Source organism: Azotobacter chroococcum (assembly GCF_004339665.1).
In the GTDB taxonomy this organism is placed as follows: domain Bacteria; phylum Pseudomonadota; class Gammaproteobacteria; order Pseudomonadales; family Pseudomonadaceae; genus Azotobacter; species Azotobacter chroococcum.
Genome location: NZ_SMMU01000008.1, coordinates 44,177 through 65,463, shown reverse-complemented (window position 1 = coordinate 65,463; position 21,287 = coordinate 44,177). Strand labels below are relative to the sequence as shown.

21 protein-coding genes are annotated in these 21,287 nt (G+C 65.1%); 8 read left to right on the top strand and 13 right to left on the bottom strand.

What is annotated here, in order from left to right:
• Positions 1–25: 25 nt before the first annotated feature.
• The 10 genes from alg8 to EV691_RS09310 all read right to left on the bottom strand — a co-directional run bounded on the left by alg8 (position 26) and on the right by EV691_RS09310 (position 10,918).
• Positions 26–1,507 carry a mannuronan synthase gene (gene alg8 / locus EV691_RS09360; RefSeq protein ID WP_089169060.1) on the bottom strand — a complete coding sequence of 494 codons (1,482 nt, stop codon included), beginning with the start codon at positions 1,505–1,507 and terminating at the stop codon, positions 26–28.
• Positions 1,508–1,613: 106 nt separating this feature from the next.
• Positions 1,614–2,924, bottom strand: coding sequence for a nucleotide sugar dehydrogenase (locus EV691_RS09355; protein WP_131302674.1), 1,311 nt, complete (start codon positions 2,922–2,924; stop codon positions 1,614–1,616).
• Positions 2,925–3,860: 936 nt separating this feature from the next.
• Complete coding sequence (locus EV691_RS09350) at positions 3,861–4,022, bottom strand: DUF1328 domain-containing protein (protein WP_131302672.1); 162 nt, start codon at positions 4,020–4,022, stop codon at positions 3,861–3,863.
• Positions 4,023–4,556: 534 nt separating this feature from the next.
• Positions 4,557–5,603, bottom strand: coding sequence for an AI-2E family transporter (locus tag EV691_RS09345; RefSeq protein WP_131302670.1), 1,047 nt, complete (start codon positions 5,601–5,603; stop codon positions 4,557–4,559).
• A gap of 360 nt (positions 5,604–5,963) precedes the next feature.
• Positions 5,964–6,437: a KGG domain-containing protein gene (locus EV691_RS09340; RefSeq protein ID WP_131302668.1), complete on the bottom strand. Its 474-nt coding sequence runs from the start codon at positions 6,435–6,437 to the stop codon at positions 5,964–5,966.
• Between the two features lie 64 nt (positions 6,438–6,501).
• Positions 6,502–6,669, bottom strand: coding sequence for an Em GEA1 (EM1) (locus EV691_RS09335; RefSeq protein WP_082045490.1), 168 nt, complete (start codon positions 6,667–6,669; stop codon positions 6,502–6,504).
• Positions 6,670–7,341: 672 nt separating this feature from the next.
• A complete protein-coding gene (gene cydB / locus EV691_RS09325; RefSeq protein WP_131302666.1) occupies positions 7,342–8,349 on the bottom strand; it encodes a cytochrome d ubiquinol oxidase subunit II in 1,008 nt (335 codons plus the stop codon).
• 3 nt (positions 8,350–8,352) lie between these two features.
• Positions 8,353–9,786: a cytochrome ubiquinol oxidase subunit I gene (locus tag EV691_RS09320; protein ID WP_131302664.1), complete on the bottom strand. Its 1,434-nt coding sequence runs from the start codon at positions 9,784–9,786 to the stop codon at positions 8,353–8,355.
• Between the two features lie 117 nt (positions 9,787–9,903).
• Positions 9,904–10,353 (bottom strand): DUF421 domain-containing protein, encoded by a 450-nt coding sequence (locus tag EV691_RS09315; RefSeq protein WP_131302662.1) that lies wholly within the window; start codon positions 10,351–10,353, stop codon positions 9,904–9,906.
• Between the two features lie 10 nt (positions 10,354–10,363).
• Complete coding sequence (locus EV691_RS09310; RefSeq protein ID WP_131302660.1) at positions 10,364–10,918, bottom strand: hypothetical protein; 555 nt, start codon at positions 10,916–10,918, stop codon at positions 10,364–10,366.
• A 257-nt stretch (positions 10,919–11,175) separates the two neighbouring features.
• On the opposite strand from EV691_RS09310, the gene EV691_RS09305 reads away from it, so the two are divergent.
• Positions 11,176–12,036 (top strand): SDR family oxidoreductase, encoded by an 861-nt coding sequence (locus EV691_RS09305; protein WP_131302658.1) that lies wholly within the window; start codon positions 11,176–11,178, stop codon positions 12,034–12,036.
• A gap of 105 nt (positions 12,037–12,141) precedes the next feature.
• Here EV691_RS09305 and EV691_RS09300 read toward each other — a convergent pair whose 3' ends face one another.
• Positions 12,142–12,651, bottom strand: a complete 510-nt coding sequence (locus EV691_RS09300) for a ferritin-like domain-containing protein (RefSeq protein WP_131302656.1) — start codon at positions 12,649–12,651, stop codon at positions 12,142–12,144.
• Positions 12,652–12,914: 263 nt separating this feature from the next.
• Between EV691_RS09300 and EV691_RS09295 the strand changes: the two genes are divergently transcribed.
• Both EV691_RS09295 and algB read left to right on the top strand, forming a co-directional pair.
• On the top strand, positions 12,915–13,427 hold the full coding sequence (locus EV691_RS09295) for a DUF4142 domain-containing protein (protein WP_131302654.1): 513 nt from the start codon (positions 12,915–12,917) through the stop codon (positions 13,425–13,427).
• Positions 13,428–13,773: 346 nt separating this feature from the next.
• Positions 13,774–15,120, top strand: a complete 1,347-nt coding sequence (gene algB / locus EV691_RS09290) for a sigma-54-dependent response regulator transcription factor AlgB (RefSeq protein WP_131302652.1) — start codon at positions 13,774–13,776, stop codon at positions 15,118–15,120.
• Between the two features lie 137 nt (positions 15,121–15,257).
• Here the strand turns inward: algB and EV691_RS09285 are convergent, their stop codons facing one another.
• A complete protein-coding gene (locus EV691_RS09285) occupies positions 15,258–15,452 on the bottom strand; it encodes a con-10 family general stress protein (protein ID WP_039805734.1) in 195 nt (64 codons plus the stop codon).
• A 274-nt stretch (positions 15,453–15,726) separates the two neighbouring features.
• On the opposite strand from EV691_RS09285, the gene EV691_RS09280 reads away from it, so the two are divergent.
• Positions 15,727–16,140 carry a CopD family protein gene (locus EV691_RS09280; RefSeq protein ID WP_131302651.1) on the top strand — a complete coding sequence of 138 codons (414 nt, stop codon included), beginning with the start codon at positions 15,727–15,729 and terminating at the stop codon, positions 16,138–16,140.
• Between the two features lie 23 nt (positions 16,141–16,163).
• On the opposite strand, the gene EV691_RS09275 is transcribed toward EV691_RS09280, so the two are convergent.
• The gene (locus EV691_RS09275; RefSeq protein WP_131302650.1) at positions 16,164–16,658 is read right to left on the bottom strand and encodes a DUF2231 domain-containing protein; all 495 of its coding nucleotides are present in this window, start codon (positions 16,656–16,658) and stop codon (positions 16,164–16,166) included.
• A gap of 21 nt (positions 16,659–16,679) precedes the next feature.
• Here EV691_RS09275 and coxB point away from each other — a divergent pair, with 21 nt between their 5' ends.
• Genes coxB through EV691_RS09255 form a run of 4 tightly spaced genes read left to right on the top strand, consistent with a single transcriptional unit; the run spans position 16,680 to position 21,281 of the window.
• Entirely contained in the window at positions 16,680–17,627 is a 948-nt protein-coding gene (gene coxB, locus EV691_RS09270; RefSeq protein WP_131254994.1) for a cytochrome c oxidase subunit II, read from the top strand.
• The gene (ctaD, locus tag EV691_RS09265; protein WP_131302648.1) at positions 17,624–20,137 is read left to right on the top strand and encodes a cytochrome c oxidase subunit I; all 2,514 of its coding nucleotides are present in this window, start codon (positions 17,624–17,626) and stop codon (positions 20,135–20,137) included. Before coxB ends, ctaD begins: the two co-directional genes overlap by 4 nt.
• Positions 20,134–20,466: a hypothetical protein gene (locus EV691_RS09260; protein ID WP_131302646.1), complete on the top strand. Its 333-nt coding sequence runs from the start codon at positions 20,134–20,136 to the stop codon at positions 20,464–20,466. Before ctaD ends, EV691_RS09260 begins: the two co-directional genes overlap by 4 nt.
• Positions 20,457–21,281, top strand: a complete 825-nt coding sequence (locus EV691_RS09255) for a cytochrome c oxidase assembly protein (protein WP_131302644.1) — start codon at positions 20,457–20,459, stop codon at positions 21,279–21,281. The genes EV691_RS09260 and EV691_RS09255 overlap by 10 nt, the downstream gene beginning before the upstream one ends.
• Positions 21,282–21,287 lie beyond the last annotated feature (6 nt).

Here is a 21,287-nt window from a genome sequence, read left to right as displayed (position 1 = left end):
TTCCTTCTCGATCATTCAGTCCCGGTCAGACCGACAGCATCAGCACAGCGATGAAAATGCTGGTCGCTGAAAAGGTCATGGCCTTTGACGACCAGTTGTTGAACCAGCTCTGGAAGCTGGCGAGTTCACGGTTGAGCTTGGTGTCCTGGCGCGTCCAGGATTGCTGGTCGAGGCGGAAGAACACGTGGATCTTCACCAGTGCGCCGACGATCTGGTTGTAATAGAGGATCAGCGGATAGGCCGGCCCGATCGGGTGTCCGGAGGCGGACAGCAGCAGGGTCAGGACCAGGCGGGTGGAGCAGACCCACAGCAGGTAGGCGATGAAGATGGCGATGCTGTACTTGATGGAGCCGATGATCGCCACGGTCAGGCCGAGCAGGCTGGTCCACATGGACACGCGCTGGTCGAACAGCACCACCGAGGTGAACCAGCCCAGGCGCTGGACGCCAAGCTTCAGGGCGCGGGAGTTCTGCCGCAGGTTGTTGCCGTACCAGCGGAACATCAGCTTGCGGCTGGCCTTGACGAAGCGCTTCTCCGGCGGGTGCTCGACGGTGTGGATCGAGGCGTCGGGCACGTAGAAGGTGTCGTAGCCCAGGCGCATCAGGCTGAACCAGCTGGACTTGTCGTCGCCGGTGAGGAACTTGAAGCGGCCCAGGCGCCAGTGGTCGAGGTTGTCGTTCTCGACGTCGATGATGAACTCGGGGTCGGTGACGACCGCCGCGCGGAACACCGACATCCGCCCGGTGAGGGTCAGCACGCGGTGCGACAGCGCCATCGAGCACATGTTGATGTGGCGCTGGGCGAAGCGCAGCTTGTGCCACTCGCTCATGACGTAGCCGCCCAGCACTTCGCAGAATTCGTTGGTGGTCAGGCCACCCATGTTGGGAAAGATCTTGAAGTAGGGGACCGTCTGGCGCACCACGCCCTCGTTGAGCACGGTGTCGCCGTCGATCACCGCGACCACCGCGTTGTCGTCGGGCATGTGCCGGGAGATGGCGCGGAAGCCGTTGGCCAGGCCGTCGCGCTTGCCGGTGCCGGCGATGCGCACGAAGTCCAGCTTGACCCGCTCCGGGGGCTCGAGCTTTTCCCAGAGGCTCTTGATCAGCAGCTCGTCGGACATTTCCACGATCGAGCAGACCACGGTGGTCGGGTAGCCGCAGTTGATCGCCTCGCGGATCACCGAGCCGTAGACCTTGCCGGTGGTCAGGGCGTCGATGCGGAAGCTGGTGACCATCAGGAACACGTAGGAAGGATCGGTGTCCTTGCCCAGCTTCTGTACCTTGCGCCGGTAATAGGGGTAGACCACGTAGAGGAACAGCATGCCGCGCAGGAAGTGGATGACCCCCATGGAATAGCGCCAGATGCCGATCAGACCGATCAGCATGATGAAATGCTTCGACTCGGGATCGAACACCTGCGGCGGCAAGCCGAGTGCCAGCAGCATCAGGAAACTGAGGAAGAGCAGCCAGCCGGTGGCTTCCCCGAGGGCATGCTTGAACCTGTCCATTATCGTCTTGAGTCCGTCGTCTGTAGTCGCGGGCTGGCCGGGGTCGCGCGGTCGTCTGCGCACGCCCCCGGTCAGGTCCGCCCCCGAAGGGGCGGACGGCGGCGGATTACCAGCAGATGCCTTCGGCGGCGCCGTTGGTGCGCTCGGGCATGAAGCCGATCAGGTCGATGACCTTCTTGCCGGCCGGAACCTGCTTGGCCAGCTTCTCGAAGCGCGGATCGGCGTTGCCGAGAACGATGACGTCGGCTTCCGCGACAACCTTGTCCAGGTCGGACTTGAGCAGGGCGGAGACGTGGGCGATCTCGTTCTTGATGTAGTGGCCGTTGGCGCCGTGATCGCGGGCGTATTCGACGTTGCTGTCGAAGATGCTCAGGTTGAAGCCCTTGCCGATCAGCATCTCGGCCAGCTCCAGCTGCGGGCTTTCGCGCAGGTCGTCGGTACCGGCCTTGAAGCTCAGGCCGAGCAGGGCGACCTTGCGCGAGCCGTGGTTGTCGATCATGTCGTAGGCTTTCTGCACCTGGACGGCGTTGCTGCGCATCAGCGAGCTGATCAGCGGGGCATCGACGTCCCACTGGCCGGCGCGGTAGCTGAGGGCGCGCACGTCCTTGGGCAGGCAGGAGCCGCCGAAGGCGAAGCCGGGGCGCATGTAGTACTGCGACAGGTTGAGCTTGTGGTCCATGCAGACCACTTCCATCACCTCGCGGCCGTCGACGCCGGCGGCCTTGGCGATGTTGCCGATCTCGTTGGCGAAGGTGACCTTGGCCGCGTGCCAGACGTTGCAGGTGTACTTGATCATTTCGGCGACAGCGATGTCCTTGCGGACGATCGGTGCGTCGAGTTCGGCGTAGATGGCTTCCAGGGCGTCGCCGGAGGCCTTGTCCAGCTCGCCGATCACGGTCATCGGCGGGAAGTTGTAGTCCTTGATCGCGGTGCTTTCGCGCAGGAACTCGGGGTTGACCGCCACGCCGAAATCGACGCCGGCCTTCTTCCCGGAGTACTGCTCGAGGGCCGGGATGACCACGTTGTGAACGGTGCCCGGCAGCACGGTGCTGCGCACCACCACGGTGTGGCGCTCGTTCTTGTCGCGCAGGGCGGTGCCGATCTGGCGGCACACTTCCTCGATGTAGTCGAGTTCCAGATCGCCGTTCAGCTTGCTCGGCGTGCCGACGCAGAGCATGGACAGATCGCTGGCGAGAATCGCTTCGGACACATTGGTGGTACCACGCAGACGGCCGGTCTTCACGCCTTCGGCCAGCAGTTCTTCCAGGCCCGGTTCGACGATGGGGGATTTGCCCTGGTTGATCATGTCAATCTTGGCGGCGGAAATATCCACGCCGAGCACATTGTGCCCACGCGTCGAAAGACAGCCGGCGCATACTGCACCCACATAACCCAGTCCGAAAATACTGATACGCATCGCGTTCACCTCGTCCTTTATTTATGACGCTACAGAAAATCGACGACTAAAAACCTTAGCCATCAGGTTGCCGGCGGCCTTCAAACGAAGTTGCAGGCCGAAATACAGTCAATAAGTTATTGCGCCAAAAAGTCGGCGTTAAAACGAAGGCAGGCTTTCAGAGATACTTCATCGAAGTTCAAAAGCTCCACGAAAGAGCGTTCGGCATGGCGCATCCCTGTTTTTGTTTTGCCGCGCGGGATGCCATCCGTTTGCCATTACGCTGTCCAGCACATTGGTCTAATAGATATTGTTGCTGGATTCTGTGACTTTTCGTGGTACTCGTACATGTATGTTTCTGGAGCCCCAGAGGTTGCAGGCATAAGAATCGTTTTTCCTGCAATAGTTCCCCGGCTCGTTTTTCTTCGGTGCCTCCTTCCGGCAGTTTGCCAGCAGTCGGACCTTCGCGCCCAATACAGAGTACTGGTGTTTGGATAAGTTCCGCGGCTGTTGGCAGGTCGCCATGAAATAAGCGAAATTTTTGGGAGTGGACCCCGAAAATATGTCATGGTGATATCACCTGGCTGGTTTTCGAGAGGTATTTGATATTGATTTGAAATCATTTCAATATCATAAGGCTATTATTTGTATGGAGTTTTGGAAGGCGCGAAGAGGCTCTCGAGCAAACCCTGTGCGGATGCACAGGCCGGCTATGGATGCAGCCCGGTGGATGTACCTTGGAGTCGCCGGCCTGTTCGGACGCAGCACAGGAGGCCGGGGCGGGTCATCCGGGAGGGCTTCGGGCTTCGGGCTTTGGCGGACAGCGCCGGGGGGAGTTCCCCGCCCGGCGCAGACAATGAAGGAAGAACGATCGCCCGATGTTGGTCGGGGCTGCTCCGGATCATGCAACTGGCGAGCAGCGAAGAAAACCGCGGGCCGCTGCCAATTTGTTTGAGGCTAGACCGAGGTGCGGCCGAACAACAGGGAAACGACGAACAGGATCAGGAAGAGCACGAAGAGTATTTTCGCGATACCGGTGGCAGTCCCTGCAATACCACCGAAGCCGAGCAGCCCTGCAATTATGGCGATGACCAGAAAGATGATGGACCAAGTCAGCATGTCAGGCTCCTTCGCGTGCGGATTTGTTGATTACATTCCATAAGACATCCGCAGACTCAAAAGATCCAGCGCGGCTGGGGGATCAGTACGCTGTGCTGGTCGCCCTTATGAACTGTGGCCCCAGGGCCGTTGACAGGGTGCAGGTGTTGCAGGGGAAGAGGGGGTTCCCGAAAGCGGGGCGATGCAGCCTTTGCGAGGGGAGGCGTATTCCCGCAGGAGATGACCGAGCCCAGGGCCAGAATAAACACCACGCTTACTGGAAGGCTTTTGCCACGCAGAACTGAGCGGATTTTGCCATGGCTCATTTTGACAATCCTCCGGTTGTTTCATGCGTTGTTGTTTTACCGCCTTGTCATTGAGGCAAGTAGCGCGCCAACGCAGGAAGTTCCGGAATTGCTCGACATTTCAATCGGATATCCCTGCGGGCGAGGCTGCTCGTATTGCAGGGTGCAGGATTGGCGTTCGCTCCGCTGTGCAATTTGCACGAAGCGGCGCATGGGACCCGCTACTGTCGGCCGCGTAATGGAGACCCGCTCAGCGTGTCTGGTATGAAAACAGGTTCCAGGTCGAGACGAACAGGGCGGCGATCACCGGACCGATGACAAAGCCGTTGAGGCCGAACAGGGCCAGGCCGCCCAGCGTCGATACCAGGACCAGATAGTCCGGTATGCGGGTGTCCTTGCTCACCAGGATGGGCCGCACGATGTTGTCCACCAGGCCGATGACGAAGATGCCGGCGGCGGTGAGCAGCACGCTCTTCAGAATGGCTCCGCTGAGCAGGAAGTAGAGGGCGACCGGTCCCCAGATCAGTCCCGTGCCCAGGGCCGGGAGAAACGACAGGAAGGCCATGGCGACGGCCCACAGCAAGGCCCGGGGAATGCCCAGCACGGCGAATATCACTCCGCCCAGGGTTCCCTGGATGACCGCCACGACGAGGCTGCCCTTGATGGTGGCCTGTACCACACAGGTGAAGCGCTGGAACAGCCGGCTCTTTTTCATTTCGCTGAGCGGAATGGCTTCCCGGATCTGGGTGACCAGGACGGTGCCGTCGCGCAGAAAGAAAAACAGCAGATAGAGCATCACGAAAAAGCCGAGGATGAACTGGAAGGTGTCCTGGCCGAGGTTGAAGGCCTGGGTGGCGAGGAACTGGCTGCCCTGCATGGCGGCCGTGGCGATCCTGTCGCGCAGGCCATGCTGGCTGTCCAGGCCGAAGCGGGACAAGACCCTTTGCAGGGGCTCGGGCAGACGTGCCTTGAAGTCTTCGAGCAGGCCGGCGAAGTCGATTTCACCCGCCTCGAGCTGGGTATAGAGGGTGACGCCTTCCTGGATCAGCAGGGTGGAAATGATGGTGATGGGCAGGACGGCGACGATCACGCAAATGATCAGGGTGAGTGAGGCGCTCAGATTCGGATGCTCGCCGAAGCGGCGCTGCAAATAGCGCTGCACGGGATGGAAGAGAATGGCCAGCGCGATCGCCCAGAAGATGGCGCCGTAGAAGGGAATGATGATCCAGGCGAAGGCCAGGGAAATCAGCACCAGCAGGAACAGGAAGACCCTGTATTCGAAGCGGGGATTGATCATGGGCAGTCAGCCATGGCCTGGGCGGCGTGGACGCTTGCGGGAGAGTTCGCCATCGCGGCCTTCCGGTGCTGATGGGCGACAGCCCTCCAGACCGCGAGTCATCCTGTTCTCCTCAGACGTCGGAAAGGGGGAGTCGTTCCCCCCCTTTTGCCAGTCTCTGTCCGGGTCTCTGCCGGAGCGGCTCGTTCCCTGCCGGCTTGTGTGCAGTCGGTCGACGCGAGCATGTTCGTGAAACACCGGCTCAAGACTGCAGCGATCGTTGGGAGCGACGGCCTTCAGCATCCTCTCCCCTTGGGGTGAGGGCCGGGGAGAGGGGAGAAGTCCCGGACATTCCTGGAGCCCGAATACACTGAAACGGCTCTAGCGTTTCCGGCTCTGGTCTTCCTGCGAGGACTGGCTGCGGCCTTCGGGCTGGCTGTCCTCCTGCCGGCTGCCTTGAGCCCCCTGGCGGCTCTCGGCCCGTTTGCCTTCCTCGATCAACTCACGTACCCGCTGGCCGCCTTTATGGCCGAGCTCCGAATAGCCTTCCGGGCCGAGTTGTTCCTTGCGGGCTTCGCCGCCCTTCTTGCCGAGTTCGGAGTAGCCTTTCGGGCCGAGTTGCTCCTTGCGGGCTTCGCCGCCCTTGTGGCCGAGTTCGGAGTAACCCTCCGGGCCGAGTTGCTCCTTGCGGGCTTCGCCGCCCTTGTGGCCGAGTTCGGCGTAGCCCTCGGGGCCGAGTTGCTCCTTGCGGATTTCGCCGCCTTTCTGCCCGGCTTCCCGCACGCTCATGGTGCCTTTTTCTTTGTTCTGGCCGGAACCGGAGCCGCCGCCGCCGCCTTGACGTGAAGTTGCCATGATGATGTTCTCCTGATTGTTTAGGACCTTGTTATCGCTGCTCGTGTACTCGCCAGATCATGGGCTATTTTTCGCCTCTGGCTTTTTTTCCTTCCTTGATGAGTTCACGAACGCGCTGCCCGCCTTTGTGGCCGAGTTCGGAGTAACCTTCCGACCCGAGTTGTTCTTTGCGTGCCTCGCCACCCCTGCGGCCGGCTTCGCTCACACTGATCGAACCTTTTTCAGTCGCCATGACGTTACCTATCGGTTCAGTGACTTCCGCGGAATTTCCTTCGTTCTTCGATGGAGTTGCGCATCCGCGCACCCTCTTTCGGGCCAGCCTTGTAACCAAGCTGTTCATAGAACTCCCGACCATGAGACACGGAGGAGGCAGTGCCTCCTTTCCTGCCTGCCCGAGAGACACCCAGGCGGCCTCTGGCTTTGTGCATGGCCCACCTCCTTTCGATACAGGTCATTTGATGGGGCAACTATCTTCCCGGGTAGAAAGTGCATGATCGATATATGGCTGCCTGTTTTTCAGAGGCTTCGCTTGTATGGGAGTCCGGCAGTCGGGCAAATACATGCCCGGGAAGCAGTTGATAGTTTCGATGACGGGGGGCAGTCAAGGTTTCCGAATGCCGACGAATGGCCAGCCCTGTTCTCCCGGGCAAGGTATTTGTTGCCCGAAGGGTTATTCAAGTTGTGCTCGGTTACAGCGTTGAGGTTGTGCAAGTTGGACGTGAGGAAACTTTCGCAAGTGCGAGGGGCAGCCACTTTGTCGAGCGCCAGGATGCATGAAAGTTATAACTAGGGTCTGTTGACGTTTTGGCGTAGGGCTCACGCCAAAACGTCAACAGACCCTAGACTCGAATGCCGGAAACTGTGCCGGTTTTCCCGCGGGTAGGCGCGGCGGCCGTCGTGGCGCTCAGTGATAGCCCTCGCCGTGCCTCACCTTGCCACGGAACACGTAGTAGCTCCAGGCGGTGTAGCCGAGGATGACGGGGATGATCAGCAGCGCGCCGACCAGCGTAAAGCCCTGGCTCTGCGGCGGCGCGGCGGCGTCGTGGATGGAGATCGCCGGCGGGATGATGTTCGGCCACAGGCTGATGATCAGGCCGCTGTAGCCGAGGAAGATTAGCGCCAGGGTGAGCAGGAAGGGCCGCGCATGATCGTTGTTGGCCACCGAGCGCAGCAGCGCCCGGACGCTCAGCAGCACCAGCAGCGGCACGGGCAGGAACCAGACCAGGTTGGGCAGGCTGAACCAGCGCCGGGCGATGGCCTCGTGGGCCAGCGGCGTCCACAGGCTGAGAATGCCGATCACCGCCAGCAGCACCAGGGTCAGCGGCCGCGCCAGATCGTGCATGCGCCGCTGCAGACGGCCTTCGGTCTTCATGATCAGCCAGGTGCAGCCGAGCAGGCCGTAGGCGACGATCAGGCCGAGGCCGCAGAACAGCGGGAAGGGCGCCAGCCAGTCGAGCGCGCCGCCGGCGAACCGGCCGTCGGCCACCGGGATGCCGTCGATGAAGGTGCCCAGTACCACGCCCTGGAAGAAGGTGGCTGCCAGCGAACCGCCGATGAACGCCTTGTCCCAGAGGTGCTGCTGCTCCTCGCGGGCCTTGAAGCGGAACTCGAAGGCCACGCCGCGGAACACCAGGCCGATCAGCATGAACACCAGCGGCAGGTAGAGCGCCGAGAGGATCACCGCATAGGCCAGCGGGAAGGCCGCGAACAGCCCGGCGCCGCCGAGCACCAGCCAGGTCTCGTTGCCGTCCCAGACCGGCGCCACGGTGTTCATCATCACGTCGCGGTCATGGCTGTCCTTGAAGAACGGGTAGAGCATGCCGATGCCCAGGTCGAAGCCGTCCATCACCACGTACATCATCACGCCAAAGCTGATGATCGCCGCCCAGATCAGGGAAAGATCGATGCCCATGGTTCAGCTCCTCGCGTTCGGTTCGCCAGCGTCCAGACCTTCCTCGGGCGCCGACAGCGGCCGCGCCGGCGTGCGCGGCCGGCCCGCACCGCCGCTGACGGGCTGCTCGCGCCCTTCGTCGGTCAAAGGTCCCTTGTGGACCAGGTGCAGCACATAGACAAAGCCGATGCCGAACACCGCCAGATAGACCACCACGAACAGCGCCAGGCTGATGCTCATCTCGGCGACGCCGTGTGCCGAGACCGCGTCGCGGGTGCGCAGCAGGCCGTGGACCACCCAGGGCTGGCGGCCGACCTCGGTGGTGAACCAGCCGGCGAGGATGGCGAGCAGCCCGGACGGCCCCATCAAGAGCGCCATGCGCAGGAAGCGCCGCGACTGGTAGAGGTCGCCGCGCCGGCGCAGCCAGAGGCTCCACAGGCCGGTGAGGATCATCAGCAGGCCGAGGCCGACCATCACCCGGAAGGTCCAGAACACGATGGTCGCGTTGGGCCGGTCCTCCGCGGCGAACTCCTTCAGGGCCGGGATCGGCTCGCTCAGGCTGTGGTTGAGGATCAGGCTGCCGAGCACCGGGATCTCCACGGCGAAGCGGGTTTCCTCGCGCGCCATGTCCGGCCAGCCGAAGAGGATCAGCGGCGTCGGCTCGCCCTCGACGTTCTCCCAGTGGCCCTCGATGGCGGCGATCTTCGCCGGCTGGTGTTCCAAGGTATTGAGACCGTGGAAGTCGCCGATCACCGCCTGCACCGGCGCGACGAGCAGCGCCATCCACATGGCCATGGAGAGCATCTTGCGCAGCGCCGGGTTGTCGTGGCCGCGCAGCAGGTGCCAGGCCGCTGCGGCGCCGACGAAGAAGGCGGTGGCCAGATAGGCGGCGACCACCATGTGGAGCAGGCGATAGGGGAACGAGGGGTTGAAGATCACCGCCAGCCAGTCCGCCGGGACGAGCCTGCCATCGACGAGGGCATGGCCCTGCGGGGTGTGCATCCAACTGTTCGAGGCAAGAATCCAGAAGGTCGAGATCAGTGTGCCGATCGCCACCATCAGGGTGGAGAAGAAGTGCAGCCCGGGGCCGACCCGGTTCAGGCCGAACAGCATGACGCCGAGAAAGCCGGCCTCCAGGAAGAAGGCGGTGAGCACCTCGTAGGCCAGCAGCGGGCCGGTGATGCTGCCAGCGAAGGTGGAGAACTGACTCCAGTTGGTGCCGAACTGGTAGGCCATGACGATCCCGGAAACCACCCCCATGCCGAAGTTCACCGCGAAGATCTTCAGCCAGAAGTGGTACAGGTCGAGGTAGACCTGTTCCCGGGTCTTCAGCCAGAGCCCCTCGAGCACCGCCAGGTAGCTGGCCAGGCCGATGGTGATCGCCGGAAAGAGGATGTGGAAGGACACGGTGAAGGCGAACTGGATGCGGGCCAGGTCGAGTGCTTCCGATCCGAACATGACGAGTCCTCCCGGAGCGGCAGCAGGGATGCCCCTTCAGGGTTGGAGGGGGAACTGCGCCGCGACGTTCAATGTTTTTTCGGCTTCCCGGCGAGACGGGCAGGGCTCTGGGGCGGATCATCCGGACGAGTAGGGGATGATCGAGATCTTGCCGTTCTTCTCGAGGATCGCGTACTTGATCTGCCGCATCTGTTCCAGCCCCTGGCTCTGGCGCGCCGCCAGCAGGATGTCTTCCTCGCGCAGGCGGGCCTCGCGCAGGCGCTTCTTCAGGGGCCGGCCGTCCTCGACGATCAGCGTCGAGGTGCCCTCGATCAGCATGTCGATCCGGGCGAAGCGGAGCTTGACGAACGACAGGCCGACGTCGATGACGATCAGGGTCACGATCACGATGAGCGCGTTGGTGAGCGAAAAGTCGTCGCCTAGCAGCGCCTGCTGCGTCGCCTCGCCGATGATCAACAGCAGCAGCAGGTCGAAATTGCTGATGTCCGCCAGGGTGCGCCGGCCGGCGATCTTGAACAGGGCCAGCAGGGCCAGGTAGATCGCAGTGGCTCGCAGAACGGCGTCCATCGCTCCCTCCTCACGGATAGATGAATTGCGTGAAGACCACGCTGTCGCCTTCGAACCAGGCGGTGCTACGCACCAGCCCGATGCCGTCGGGGCGGATCGTCAGGTAGAGGCTGAACTCACCCCGTTCGTCGGCCTGGCCGGCGAGTTCCAGCCCGCCCTCGTGGCTGCGGGCGGACAGGGGCTGCGGTTGCAGGCTTTCGACCACATGGGCCCGCAGGAACGCCTGGTCGATGCGCAGGGTGGCCCGCGCCGAGGGGCTGGTCCGGGCGACGAGAACGATCCGGCTGCTGGCGCCGTTGCGCAGGAAGCGCTCGTACTCCACCGTCAGGCGCTGTTGTGGACTGCTGCCGATGTGCCGGCTGAGCGGGCCGCTGGCGAACAGGCCGCTCAGGGCCAGGGCGATGAAGGCGAGCAGCACGACGAAGCCGATCCGCTCGTGTTTCCAGATCCTACGCTGGCGGACGATCTGGTCGGCGATCGGGTAGTGGCGCGGGGCGAAATCATCCTGCTGCGCGTCGTCCGGCTGCGTGCGTGGCCCGGGAGTATCCGGCGGGGCATCGGTCATGGCAGTGGCCTGTGCGTCTTGCTGCTTGATGAGTCCGACCACCGTTTTCGGCTTTTGTCCCGCCGGCGCGACATGCGTCATGCACGGTGGCTCGCCGTGAGTGCCGGGGGCGGTTTTTCCGAGTCCGGCGCTTCGCCCGAACTTGGAAAAACCGGCCGAGTCTGCTGAAGGGAGGAACGCCACGCCCTTGTCTCCGGCGCGTCCGAGTCTTCCGTGGCATCCCATCCACCTGTTATCCAAGACGTAAGGTGAACGTTATGGCTGAAAACAACCAAACCCTGCCGCCGCAGCACCAGGCGCAACGGCCCGGCAAGGAAGGCGAAATGCATCCGCGGCCGGCATACAAGGCCGAGGACTACAGGGCGGCCGGCAAGCTGGAGGGCAAGGTCGCGGTCATCACCGGCGCCGACAGCGGCATCGGTCGCGCCGTAGCGGTGGTCTTCGCCAGGGAGGGAGCGGACATCGTCCTGCTGTATCTGGACCAGCCGGAAGATGCCGAGGAGACCCGCCGGGAAATCGAGAAGCACGGCCGCCGCTGCCTGGCCCTGGCCGGCGACGTGGCCGATGCCGCGTTCTGCCGCATGGTGGTCGAGGAAACCCTCGGCCAATGGGGCCATCTGGACGTGCTGGTCAACAACGCCGGCGAGCAGCACCCGCAGGAGCGGCTTGAGGACATCAGCGAAGAGCAGTGGGAGAAGACCTTCCGCACCAACATCTTCGGCATGTTCCAGCTGACCAAGGCGGCGCTGCCGTCGATGAAGGAGGGCGATGCGATCATCAACACCACCTCGGTCACCGCCTACAAGGGCAATCCCAAGCTGATCGACTATTCCTCCACCAAGGGGGCGATCACCGCCTTCACCCGCGCCCTGTCGGCCAACCTGGCGCCGCGCGGCATCCGCGTCAACGCGGTGGCGCCGGGGCCGATCTGGACGCCGCTGATTCCTTCCACCTTCAGCGCGGAGGAGGTGGCGCATTTCGGCGCCTCGACGCCGATGCAGCGTCCCGGGCAGCCGGAGGAGGTGGCGCCGGCCTACGTGTATCTCGCCTGCAACGACTCCTCCTACGTGACCGGGCAGGTGCTGCACGTCAATGGCGGAACGGTGGTCAATGGCTGAGGCGGGGTGATATGGCGAGCCGGTGCCGGGCGGCTGCTCGGTACCGGGCTCGTTGCTGGGGGAGGTGCTTCGAAGGCGCGCAGGCGGTTTCGCCTGGCAGCCGCCTCAGCGCTTGGCGGCCACGTCGGGGGTTTCGGAGCGGCTCAGGAAATCGCTGGTGATTTCCGGCAGATAGTTCAGCAGCCAGTCGGCCATCGCCTGCTCCTGCATCAGGATTTCCTGCGCGACCCGCTTGGTTTCCGCGTCTCCGGCCATTTCGGCGGCGGCGATGAGCGTCCGGTAGGAGGCGATCTCCATGTTCTCGAAGACATAGGTACTGATCGCGCCCTTGACCACCTCGTCGCTCATGACCACGCCGCTGAGCCCCTGGCCGAAGGCCACGACCTTGGCGGCCATGTCCTTGAATGCCGAAGGGCTGCTGCCCAGGCGCCTGATGCAGCTTTCGATCTGGTCCCTCTGCCAGCGGGTTTCCTGCAGGTGCTGGTCGATGTGCACCTTGAACTGGGGATAATGCTCGATGCGGTCGGAAAGCGACTCCAGCATGTTTTCCGCCTGCTGCTCCATGGCATGGGCATCGCGCAGCCAATCAAGCAGGTTTTCGTGGACAGTTGCCATTTGACGATCTCCTTGATGGGGGATGATGGGTGCATTGGGTAGAATCCGCCGGCACTTCCAAAGTTCATCCCGGCTGACGGGTGGGATTCAACTTTCGAGAACTTTCCGGTACGCAGCAATACCGCTTGATTGACAGGGGGGCGTCTGGGCGTCCGATATTTCAGAACTATCTCCCATCGGGTAAGTCGTACCTTTGCCGGGACAGGTTGTTCGTTGTCGGAAAACTTCCTATATGGGAATCTTTTCTAAAGAGGTAATAAGCCATGATGAGAATATATAAAGCCTTTTTCGCTGCGCTCTTGCTTGCCGTATTCGGCAGCCTATATGCCGCCGATAGCATGGATGCCGATGACTTTGTCGACGAGGCGTCGGCAAAGGGCATTGCGGAAATCGAGAGCGGCAAACTTGCCCTGGAGAAAAGTACTTCCCCGGATATCAAGGCCTTTGCCCAGCAGATGATCGACGAACATACCGCGGCGAACCAACAGCTGGCGCAGATTGCCACGACCAAGCAGCTGGAAGTGGCCACCGAGGCCGAACTGATGAGCAAGGCCAAGAAGTGGATTCTGCAATTGCGCGACGGCGAATCCTTCGATGAGGCCTATGCCAACAACCAGGTCGCCTCCCACGAGAATACCGTCGAGCTGTACCGCAAGGCCGCGCAGCAGGTGGAGGATGCGGACCTCAAGGCCTTCGCCAGCAAGTCCCTGCCGACCCTGGAGCAACACTGGGAAAAGGCCAAACAGCTGGCGGCCACCCACAAGAAGCACGACTGACGCACAGGCCGGGGCCCCGGCCTCCGCGCCCGGGGCGCCGGCCCTGCCGTGCAGCGTCCCGCCATCCCTTTCCGCTCGCCCGGCTGTCCTGCCCCATCCGCCACCGGCACGCCGTCGGTCGGTGCCCCGGCGCGCGATCCCGCATGGCGCATGTGTCAGGATGATGTGCATACCCAGCAATTTGCCTTCATTTTCCTGACGGATTGGCGCATTCCCCCCTCGCGGTCTTCCTTCCCGGCCTGTCCGCCGGAGAGGATTCGGCCTCCGTGCAGCGGCAACGTTACCGAACGTTTGCAACTACGCTGTAGGCCTGAACCTGGCACCACGAAGACACACGAGGGGGAGAATGAAATCCACGACGGAAGTCACCGGCCGGATACTCTTGGTGGATGACGAGCCGGCAATACTGAGAACTTTCCGCTCCTGTCTCGAGGAGCGTGGCTACAGCGTGATGAGTTCCGGCAGCGGGGCGCAGGCGGAAGCGTTGCTGCAACGCCAGGTCTTCGATCTGTGCTTTCTCGATCTGCGCCTGGGCGAGGAGAACGGCCTGGAGGTGCTGCAGCGCCTGCGCAGCCAGGCGCCCTGGATGCGTGTGGTGATCGTCACCGCCCTGAGTGCGGTGGATACGGCGGTCGAGGCGATCAAGGCCGGCGCGTCCGACTACCTGGTCAAGCCGTGCAGTCCCGACCAGCTGTGTCTGGCCGCGGCCAAGCAGCTGGAGATCGGCCAGCTGGCAACGCGCCTGGCGGTCCTGGAGGGCCAGTTGCGCCCGCCCAGCGATGTCTTCGGCTCGGACAATCCGGCGATGATGGCGGTCCTGGAGACCGCCCGGCAGGTGGCCGACACCGATGCCAACGTCCTCGTTCTCGGCGAGTCGGGCACCGGCAAGGGCGAGCTGGCGCGCGCCATCCATGGCTGGAGCCGGCGGGCAAAGAAGTCCTTCGTGACCATCAACTGTCCCTCGCTGTCCGCCGAGCTGATGGAAAGCGAGATGTTCGGGCACAACCGCGGCGCCTTCACCGGGGCCACCGACAGCACCCTGGGACGGGTCAGCCAGGCCGACGGCGGTACCCTGTTCCTCGACGAGATCGGCGATTTCCCGCTGTCCCTGCAGCCCAAGCTGCTGCGCTTCATCCAGGACAAGGAGTACGAGCGGATCGGCGATCCGGTGACGCGCCAGGCCGATGTGCGCATCCTCGCCGCCACCAACCGCGACCTCGAAGCCATGGTGCGGGCGGGGCAGTTTCGCGAGGACCTGCTCTATCGGATCAACGTGATCACCCTGCATCTGCCGCCGCTGCGCGAACGTCCCGAGGACATCCGCGACCTGGCCGAACGCTTCCTGCTTATGTTCGTCAGGAGCTACGGCCGCCCGGCGCGCGGCTTCAGCGAGGCGGCACAGGCGGCCCTGCTGGGCTACCACTGGCCGGGCAACATCCGCGAGCTGCGCAACGTGGTCGAGCGGGCCAGCATCATCTGCCCGCAGGAGCTGATCGAGACGACCCATCTGGGGCTGGGCGAGCAGCCGGTCGGCAGCGTGCCGCGGGTGGGCATGCCGCTGCGGCTTGAGGAGCTGGAGAGGGCCCATATCGCCGCCGTGCTGGCAACCAGCGAAACCCTCGAACAGGCCGCCAAAACGCTCGGCATCGACGCCTCGACGCTGTATCGCAAGCGCAAGCATTTCGGCCTGTGACGCCGGCAGGACGAATGGTTGCCGGCCGGCAATGACCATCACGCACGGCTACGGACAATCAATGCGGTAAATATAAATGGCGAGAGCATCGCCCGATTATGGATGAATCGGGCGATGCTCTCCGCCAGGCGCAAAGATCAACGACGCTCTTTGCCACCCTCTTTGCCAGCCTGTCCGCCGTGACTGTGCTGGCCTCCCTTGCGGCCGGCTTCGGAAGCCTTCTCGCGGTCGTTGGCAAAGTTTCCGCCGCTGTTGTGACCACCCTTGCGGCCGGCTTCCGAGGCTTTCTGGCGATCGTTGGCAAAGTTGCCGGGGTTGGTGTTCTTGGGCATGTTTTTTCTCCTTGAAGAAGGCTGAAAAAAGCAGGTGTTCACGCGCCCTGCATGGATACTGAAAACACCCCTTGGCGAGAGTTCCGGAATTTCCATGGCGATAATGCGCAGCGGACAAACGGTACGCGTCCGCAATATGGAAATTGTGCGCGGCTGTTATATCCGGCCCCGGCTACTACACTCGTTTGGATATTGAATGGCATGCGTGTTTTCGGCCAACTCTGCGCGCCGGCATGGAATCAGGGAAACAGGAAATGAATTAGGAAAGATCGCCATGCCCTGGCTGCTGAGCGTGCATATCGTCTTTTTGCTGATCTGGTGCGCTGCCCTGTTCTATCTGCCGGGGCTGATCGCCGGCCGCGCCGGCGGCGATCGCGATCTTTCCTCCCGCGGCCATGGCCTGCCGGTCCGCCAGCTGTTCAACCTGCTGGCGACCCCGGCGGCGCTCTTCACCATCGCCAGCGGCACCCTGCTGTTTCTCGTGCAGGGCACCCTCGGCATCTGGCTGATTCTCAAGCTGACCGCCGTGGTGGTCATGGTGGTCTGCCATGCCTTGTACGGTGCGCTGATCCTGCGCCTGGAGCGCGAGCCGCAGACTGTGGTGACCTCCCTCTGCGTCGCCCTGGCGGTGACCTCCGCGCTGGCCGTGCTCTGCGTCGTCTGGCTGGTCCTGGCCAGGCCCGTCTGAGGAGGCTCCCGGTGGCGGACTGTTCAACCTTCCACATCGACCCCCACCGCATGCTCGTAGACCAGGCGACCGCCCAGCCAGGCGGCCAGCACGATCAGCAGCGCGGTCAGCAGGGACAGGTACAGCCCCCAGGGCAAGATCTGCTCCGCGGCGAGGTAGCGCTGCAGCCAGTTCAGCGAGGCCAGCGAGAGCATCATCACGGCGAGAATGGCATGGCACCAGCCGGTGATCAGGCGGCGAATCCGCCGCACGCTGAACAGGTCGACGAGGCCGGCGATGCTGGCGAGCCAGCCGCCGAAGGCGCCGACCCCGGCCAGCCACAGGCTGGCCCGGGCCCAGAAGGGGTCGCCGCTCAGCAGGTAGCCGAGGTCGCTGGCGACCAGCCCGAACAGGGCGGCGACCGGAAAGTGGATCATCATCGGATGCAGCGGGTGGCCGCCCAGGGCGGCGCGGCTGCGGATGGTCTGCTCGGGCATCGGGATTTCCTCGGCGAGAGGCGGCGGACCGCATACGGGCATCTGACCGCGGCCGGCGCGGCAATGCTCCTGGCCGGCTGCCAGGGGCCGCAGTCCGCGCTCGACCCGGCCGGGCCGGCGGCGCAGGCGGCGGCCTGGCTGTGGTGGGGCATGTTCGCCTGGTTCGGCCTGGTGCTGCTGCTGGTCGTGTTCCTCTGGCTGCTGGCCCTGCGCCGGGCGCCGCGCCATTACACGCCCGAGCAGGCCCGGCGCCTGGGCCGGCGCTGGATTATCGCCGGCGGCGTGCTGCTGCCGGGCTTCAGCATCCTGGTGCTGCTGGCCTTCGGCATCCCGCTGGGCCTGCGCATGCTGCCGCTGCCGCTGGACGGGCCGCCGCCGCTGCGCATCGAGGTGACCGGCCATCAGTGGTGGTGGGCGGTGCGCTATCCGGAGACCGGCGTGGTCACCGCCAATCAGCTGATCCTGCCGGTCGGCCGGCCGGTGGACGTGGAGGTCGCCAGCGCCGACGTGATCCATGCCTTCTGGGTGCCGCGCCTGGGCGGCAAGCTCGACATGCTGCCGGGGCGCCGCGCGACCCTGCGCCTGCAGGCCGACCGGGCCGGCCGCTACCGTGGCCAGTGCGCGGAGTTCTGCGGCGCCCAGCACGCGCACATGGCGCTGGCCGTCGAGGCCCTGGAAACGCCGGCCTTCGAGGCCTGGCAGGCCGCCCGCCGGACAGCGTCTCCGATCGCGCCGGAACATGCCGCGGCGGTGGAGGCCTTCCGTCCCTATTGCGGCGAGTGCCACCGGGTGGCCGGGGTCAGCGATGGCCGCCGGGCGCCGGACCTCAGCGACGTCGGCGCGCGGCCCAGCCTCGGCGCCGGCACCCTGGCGAGGGAGGAGGGCGCCATGCGCCGCTGGCTGCGCGAGCACCAGAGGCTCAAGCCGCACAACGGCATGCCCCGTCACGACCATCTGCCCGAGGCCAGCCTCGATGCCATCGCCGCCTGGCTGGAGACCCTCGCCCCATGAGCGAAACCCGCGCGCAGAGCCCCGAACGGCTGCATCAGGACTTCCATGCCGTCTGGGGCAATCCGACCGGCTGGCGGGCGCTGTCCATCGTCAACCACACCAGCATCGGCCTGCGCTTCATGCTCACGGGGACGGTGTTCTTCCTCATCGGCGGACTGCTGGCGATGCTGATCCGCGCCCAGCTGGCGCGCCCCGAGCTGCCGCTGATCGATCACCAGACCTACAACCAGCTGTTCACCCTGCACGGCTCGGTGATGATGTTTCTGTTCGCCGTGCCGATGGTCGAGGGGCTGGCCGTCTACCTGATCCCCAAGATGCTCGGCGCCCGCGACCTGGTCTTTCCGCGCCTGAGCGCCTTCGGCTACTGGTGCTACCTGTTCGGCGGCACCATCCTGGTTTCCAGCCTGGCCCTGGGTCTGGCGCCGAACGGCGGCTGGTTCATGTACACGCCGCTCAGCAGCGCGGCCCACTCGCCGGGGGTGAATGCGGATTTCTGGCTGATCGGCATCACCTTCGTGGAAATCTCCTCGGTGGCCGGCGGCGTCGAGCTGGCGGTGTCGATCCTGCGCAGCCGCGCGCCCGGCATGAGTCTCGACAGGATGCCGCTGTTCGCCTGGTACATGCTGGTGACGTCGCTGATGATCGTCTTCGGCTTCCCGCCGCTGATCCTCGGCAGCATCCTCCTGGAGCTGGAGCGCGCCGCGGGCTTCGCCTTCTTCGACGTCGCCCGCGGCGGCGACCCGCTGCTCTGGCAGCACCTGTTCTGGCTGTTCGGCCACCCCGAGGTCTACATCATCTTCCTGCCGGCGGCGGGTATCGTCAGCACCCTGCTGCCGGTGTTCGCCCGCCGTCCGCTGGTGGGTTACCGCTGGCTGGTGCTGGCGGTGATCGGCACCGGTTTCCTCAGCTTCGGCCTGTGGGTGCACCACATGTTCACCGTGGGCATTCCGCTCTTGGGGCAGGCCTTTTTCTCCGCGGCCAGCATGCTGGTGGCGGTGCCCACCGGCATCCAGGTGTTCGCCTGGCTGGCCACCCTGTGGACCGGCCGGCCGCTGTTCAACGTGCCGATGCTCTGGCTGGTCGGCTTTCTGGTGATCTTCGTCGCCGGCGGCCTGACCGGGGTGATGCTGGCGCTGGTGCCCTTCGATTGGCAGGTGCACGACAGCCATTTCGTGGTGGCGCACATGCACTACGTGCTGGTCGGCGGCATGCTCTTTCCGCTGATCGCCGGGCTCTACTACTGGCTGCCGCACTTCTCCGGGCGCCTGCCGTCCGAGCGCCTGGGCCGCTGGGGCTTCTGGCTGACCTTCGTCGGCTTCAACGCGACCTTTCTGGTGATGCACTGGACCGGCCTCTTGGGCATGCCGCGGCGGGTCTACACCTACCCGGCGGGGCTCGGCTGGGCGCTGCCCAACCTGATTTCCTCGGTGGGCAGCTTCGTGATGGCCATGGGCGTGGCCATGGTGCTGCTGGACATCGGCCTGCATTTCCGTTTCGGCCGCCGCGCCGGCGACAACCCCTGGCAAGCCGATACTCTGGAGTGGGCCACCGCGCTGCCGCCGGCCGCCTACAACTTCGTCAGCCTGCCGGCCTGCACCAGCCGCCATCCGCTGTGGGAGAACCCGGCCCTCGGCCAGAGCATCGCCGAGGGCCGCCACGGGCTGCCGACCATCGACCACGGCCGTCGCGAAACCTGGGGCAGCGACCCGCTGAGCGGGCAGGTGCGCGAGATCATCCACCTGCCGGGCAACAGCTGGCTGCCCCTGTATGCGGCGCTGGTCCTGACGGTGGTCTGCCTGTCTCTCCTGAACGGCGCCTATGCCCTGGCCGGCGTGGCGGCGCTGGCGACCCTGGGCATCCTGCTGCGCTGGTCCTGGGTCAACGGCGCCCACCCTCTGGCCGCGCCGGATGCGCGCACCCGGCCGGGCGATCCGCCGCTGCATTCGCGCACCTTCGACGGCCCCGGCCTGTGGGGCATGGGCACTACGCTGCTGGCCAACGGCGTGCTGTTCTTCTCGCTGATCTTCGCCTGGTTCTACCTGTGGACCGTGGCGCCGAACTGGCAGCCGCCAGCGCGCTCGCCGCTGCCGGGATTGGCGCTGCTGCTCGACGGGCTGCTGCTCGGCGCCATCGTGCTGGGTTTCCGCTGGCTGGTGCGGCGCCTGCGCCGAGGGAACCACCGTCGGCTGGAAGGGGCGCTCTGGATGCTCGCCGCGCTGGGCCTGCTGCAGGCGGCAGGGCTCTCCTGGGTTCTCGCCGCGACGCCCCTGGCGCCCACTGCCAGCGCCCACGACGCGCTGATCGCCGTGACCCTCGGCTACCTGCTGCTGCACTGTGCCCTGGCGCCGCTGTTCACCGCGCTGCAGGCCTGGCGGGTGCGCCTGGGGCTGGTCGGCGAGCGGGCGCCCTACGAGCCGGCGGTGGTCCTCCAGTGGTGGGATTACTGCCTGCTGACCTTCTGGGCGAGCTATTTCGCCCTGGTGCTGTTTCCCCGGGGGATCGGCGCGTGAGGCCGGGGCATCCGCTGCAGCTGGCGCTCGGGCTGATCGTCTGGAGCCTGTGGCTGGTCGCCGTGTACGCCGGGCTGTCGCTGGGCTGCCTGCTGGCCCGGCCGGGCGACGGGCTGCCGGCCACCTGGCTCAACGGTCTGCTCGGCCTCTTCACCCTGCTCACCGCGGCCTGGCTGTTCGGCTGCGCCTGGTGGCTGTGGCGGGCGCCGCCGCCCGCGCTGGCGGCGCGGCGCTTCGTGGTGCGGGTCGGCGCCGCGGTCCATCTGCTGGCGGCCCTGGCCACGCTGTTCGTCGGCCTGCCGATTCTGACGCTGCCGCCATGCCTCTGATCGCTCTGCTGCTCCTGCTGCTGCCGGCCGGGGCGCAGGCCCACGGGCTGTTCGACCAAGGCCTCGGCCAACTGCTGGGCGAGCGGCTGCCGGTGCTGCTCGGCGCCGGTCTGCTGGCCGCCGCCTGGATCGGCTACGCGGGAGGCTGCCGGCGCCGGCCGGCGGCGCTGCGCCAGCGCCTGTTGCTGCACGGAAGCTTCCTGCTCGCGGCCCTCAGCCTGTTCGGTCCCCTCGACGAAGCCGCCGAAACCAGCGCCGCCCTGCACATGCTGCAGCACATGCTGCTGATGCTGGCCGTCGCCCCGCTGGCCGTGCTGGCCCGGCCGCTGCCGCAGTGGCACAGCCTGTGCGGCCCGCGCCTGGACCTTCTGTGGCGCGGCCCGCTGCGCCTGGCCCGGCGGCCGCTGGCCTGCGCCGTGCTGCACGGTTCGCTGATCTGGATCTGGCACGCGCCGGGGCCCTACCGGCTGGCGCTGGACAACCTCTGGTGGCACCTCGTCGAGCATGCCTGCTTCCTGCTCAGCGCCTGGCTGTTCTGGTGGTCGGTGCTGCGCGCCGGGCCGCGCCAGCAGGGGCAGGCGCTGCTGGCTCTGCTGCTGACCAGCATGCATACCGGCCTGCTCGGCGCCCTGCTGAGCTTCGCCCGGGTGCCGCTCTACCGCGCCACGGGCGATCTGGGCGACCAGCAGCTGGCCGGCCTGCTGATGTGGGTGCCGGGCGGCCTGGTCTACCTGCTCGCCGCCCTCTGGTGCGGGCTGCGCTGCTGGCAGCGTCTGCTGCGCCGCAGCGCCTCGGCGGCCGGCCCGGGGCCATGACGGCCG

Excerpts from the sequence above, each read along its gene's own strand:
- EV691_RS09285 (WP_039805734.1), bottom strand. The coding sequence starts at position 15,452 with ATGCCCAAGAACACCAACCCCGGCAACTTTGCCAACGATCGCCAGAAA.
- EV691_RS09255 (WP_131302644.1), top strand. The coding sequence starts at position 20,457 with ATGCCTCTGATCGCTCTGCTGCTCCTGCTGCTGCCGGCCGGGGCGCAG.
- EV691_RS09295 (WP_131302654.1), top strand. The coding sequence starts at position 12,915 with ATGATGAGAATATATAAAGCCTTTTTCGCTGCGCTCTTGCTTGCCGTA.
- cydB (WP_131302666.1), bottom strand. The coding sequence starts at position 8,349 with ATGGGCATCGATCTTTCCCTGATCTGGGCGGCGATCATCAGCTTTGGC.
- ctaD (WP_131302648.1), top strand. The coding sequence starts at position 17,624 with ATGAGCGAAACCCGCGCGCAGAGCCCCGAACGGCTGCATCAGGACTTC.
- alg8 (WP_089169060.1), bottom strand. The coding sequence starts at position 1,507 with ATGGACAGGTTCAAGCATGCCCTCGGGGAAGCCACCGGCTGGCTGCTC.
- EV691_RS09300 (WP_131302656.1), bottom strand. The coding sequence starts at position 12,651 with ATGGCAACTGTCCACGAAAACCTGCTTGATTGGCTGCGCGATGCCCAT.
- EV691_RS09320 (WP_131302664.1), bottom strand. The coding sequence starts at position 9,786 with ATGTTCGGATCGGAAGCACTCGACCTGGCCCGCATCCAGTTCGCCTTC.
- EV691_RS09305 (WP_131302658.1), top strand. The coding sequence starts at position 11,176 with ATGGCTGAAAACAACCAAACCCTGCCGCCGCAGCACCAGGCGCAACGG.
- algB (WP_131302652.1), top strand. The coding sequence starts at position 13,774 with ATGAAATCCACGACGGAAGTCACCGGCCGGATACTCTTGGTGGATGAC.
- EV691_RS09345 (WP_131302670.1), bottom strand. The coding sequence starts at position 5,603 with ATGATCAATCCCCGCTTCGAATACAGGGTCTTCCTGTTCCTGCTGGTG.
- coxB (WP_131254994.1), top strand. The coding sequence starts at position 16,680 with ATGCTCCTGGCCGGCTGCCAGGGGCCGCAGTCCGCGCTCGACCCGGCC.
- EV691_RS09340 (WP_131302668.1), bottom strand. The coding sequence starts at position 6,437 with ATGGCAACTTCACGTCAAGGCGGCGGCGGCGGCTCCGGTTCCGGCCAG.
- EV691_RS09335 (WP_082045490.1), bottom strand. The coding sequence starts at position 6,669 with ATGGCGACTGAAAAAGGTTCGATCAGTGTGAGCGAAGCCGGCCGCAGG.
- EV691_RS09355 (WP_131302674.1), bottom strand. The coding sequence starts at position 2,924 with ATGCGTATCAGTATTTTCGGACTGGGTTATGTGGGTGCAGTATGCGCC.
- EV691_RS09280 (WP_131302651.1), top strand. The coding sequence starts at position 15,727 with ATGCCCTGGCTGCTGAGCGTGCATATCGTCTTTTTGCTGATCTGGTGC.
- EV691_RS09350 (WP_131302672.1), bottom strand. The coding sequence starts at position 4,022 with ATGCTGACTTGGTCCATCATCTTTCTGGTCATCGCCATAATTGCAGGG.
- EV691_RS09275 (WP_131302650.1), bottom strand. The coding sequence starts at position 16,658 with ATGCCCGTATGCGGTCCGCCGCCTCTCGCCGAGGAAATCCCGATGCCC.
- EV691_RS09315 (WP_131302662.1), bottom strand. The coding sequence starts at position 10,353 with ATGGACGCCGTTCTGCGAGCCACTGCGATCTACCTGGCCCTGCTGGCC.
- EV691_RS09310 (WP_131302660.1), bottom strand. The coding sequence starts at position 10,918 with ATGACCGATGCCCCGCCGGATACTCCCGGGCCACGCACGCAGCCGGAC.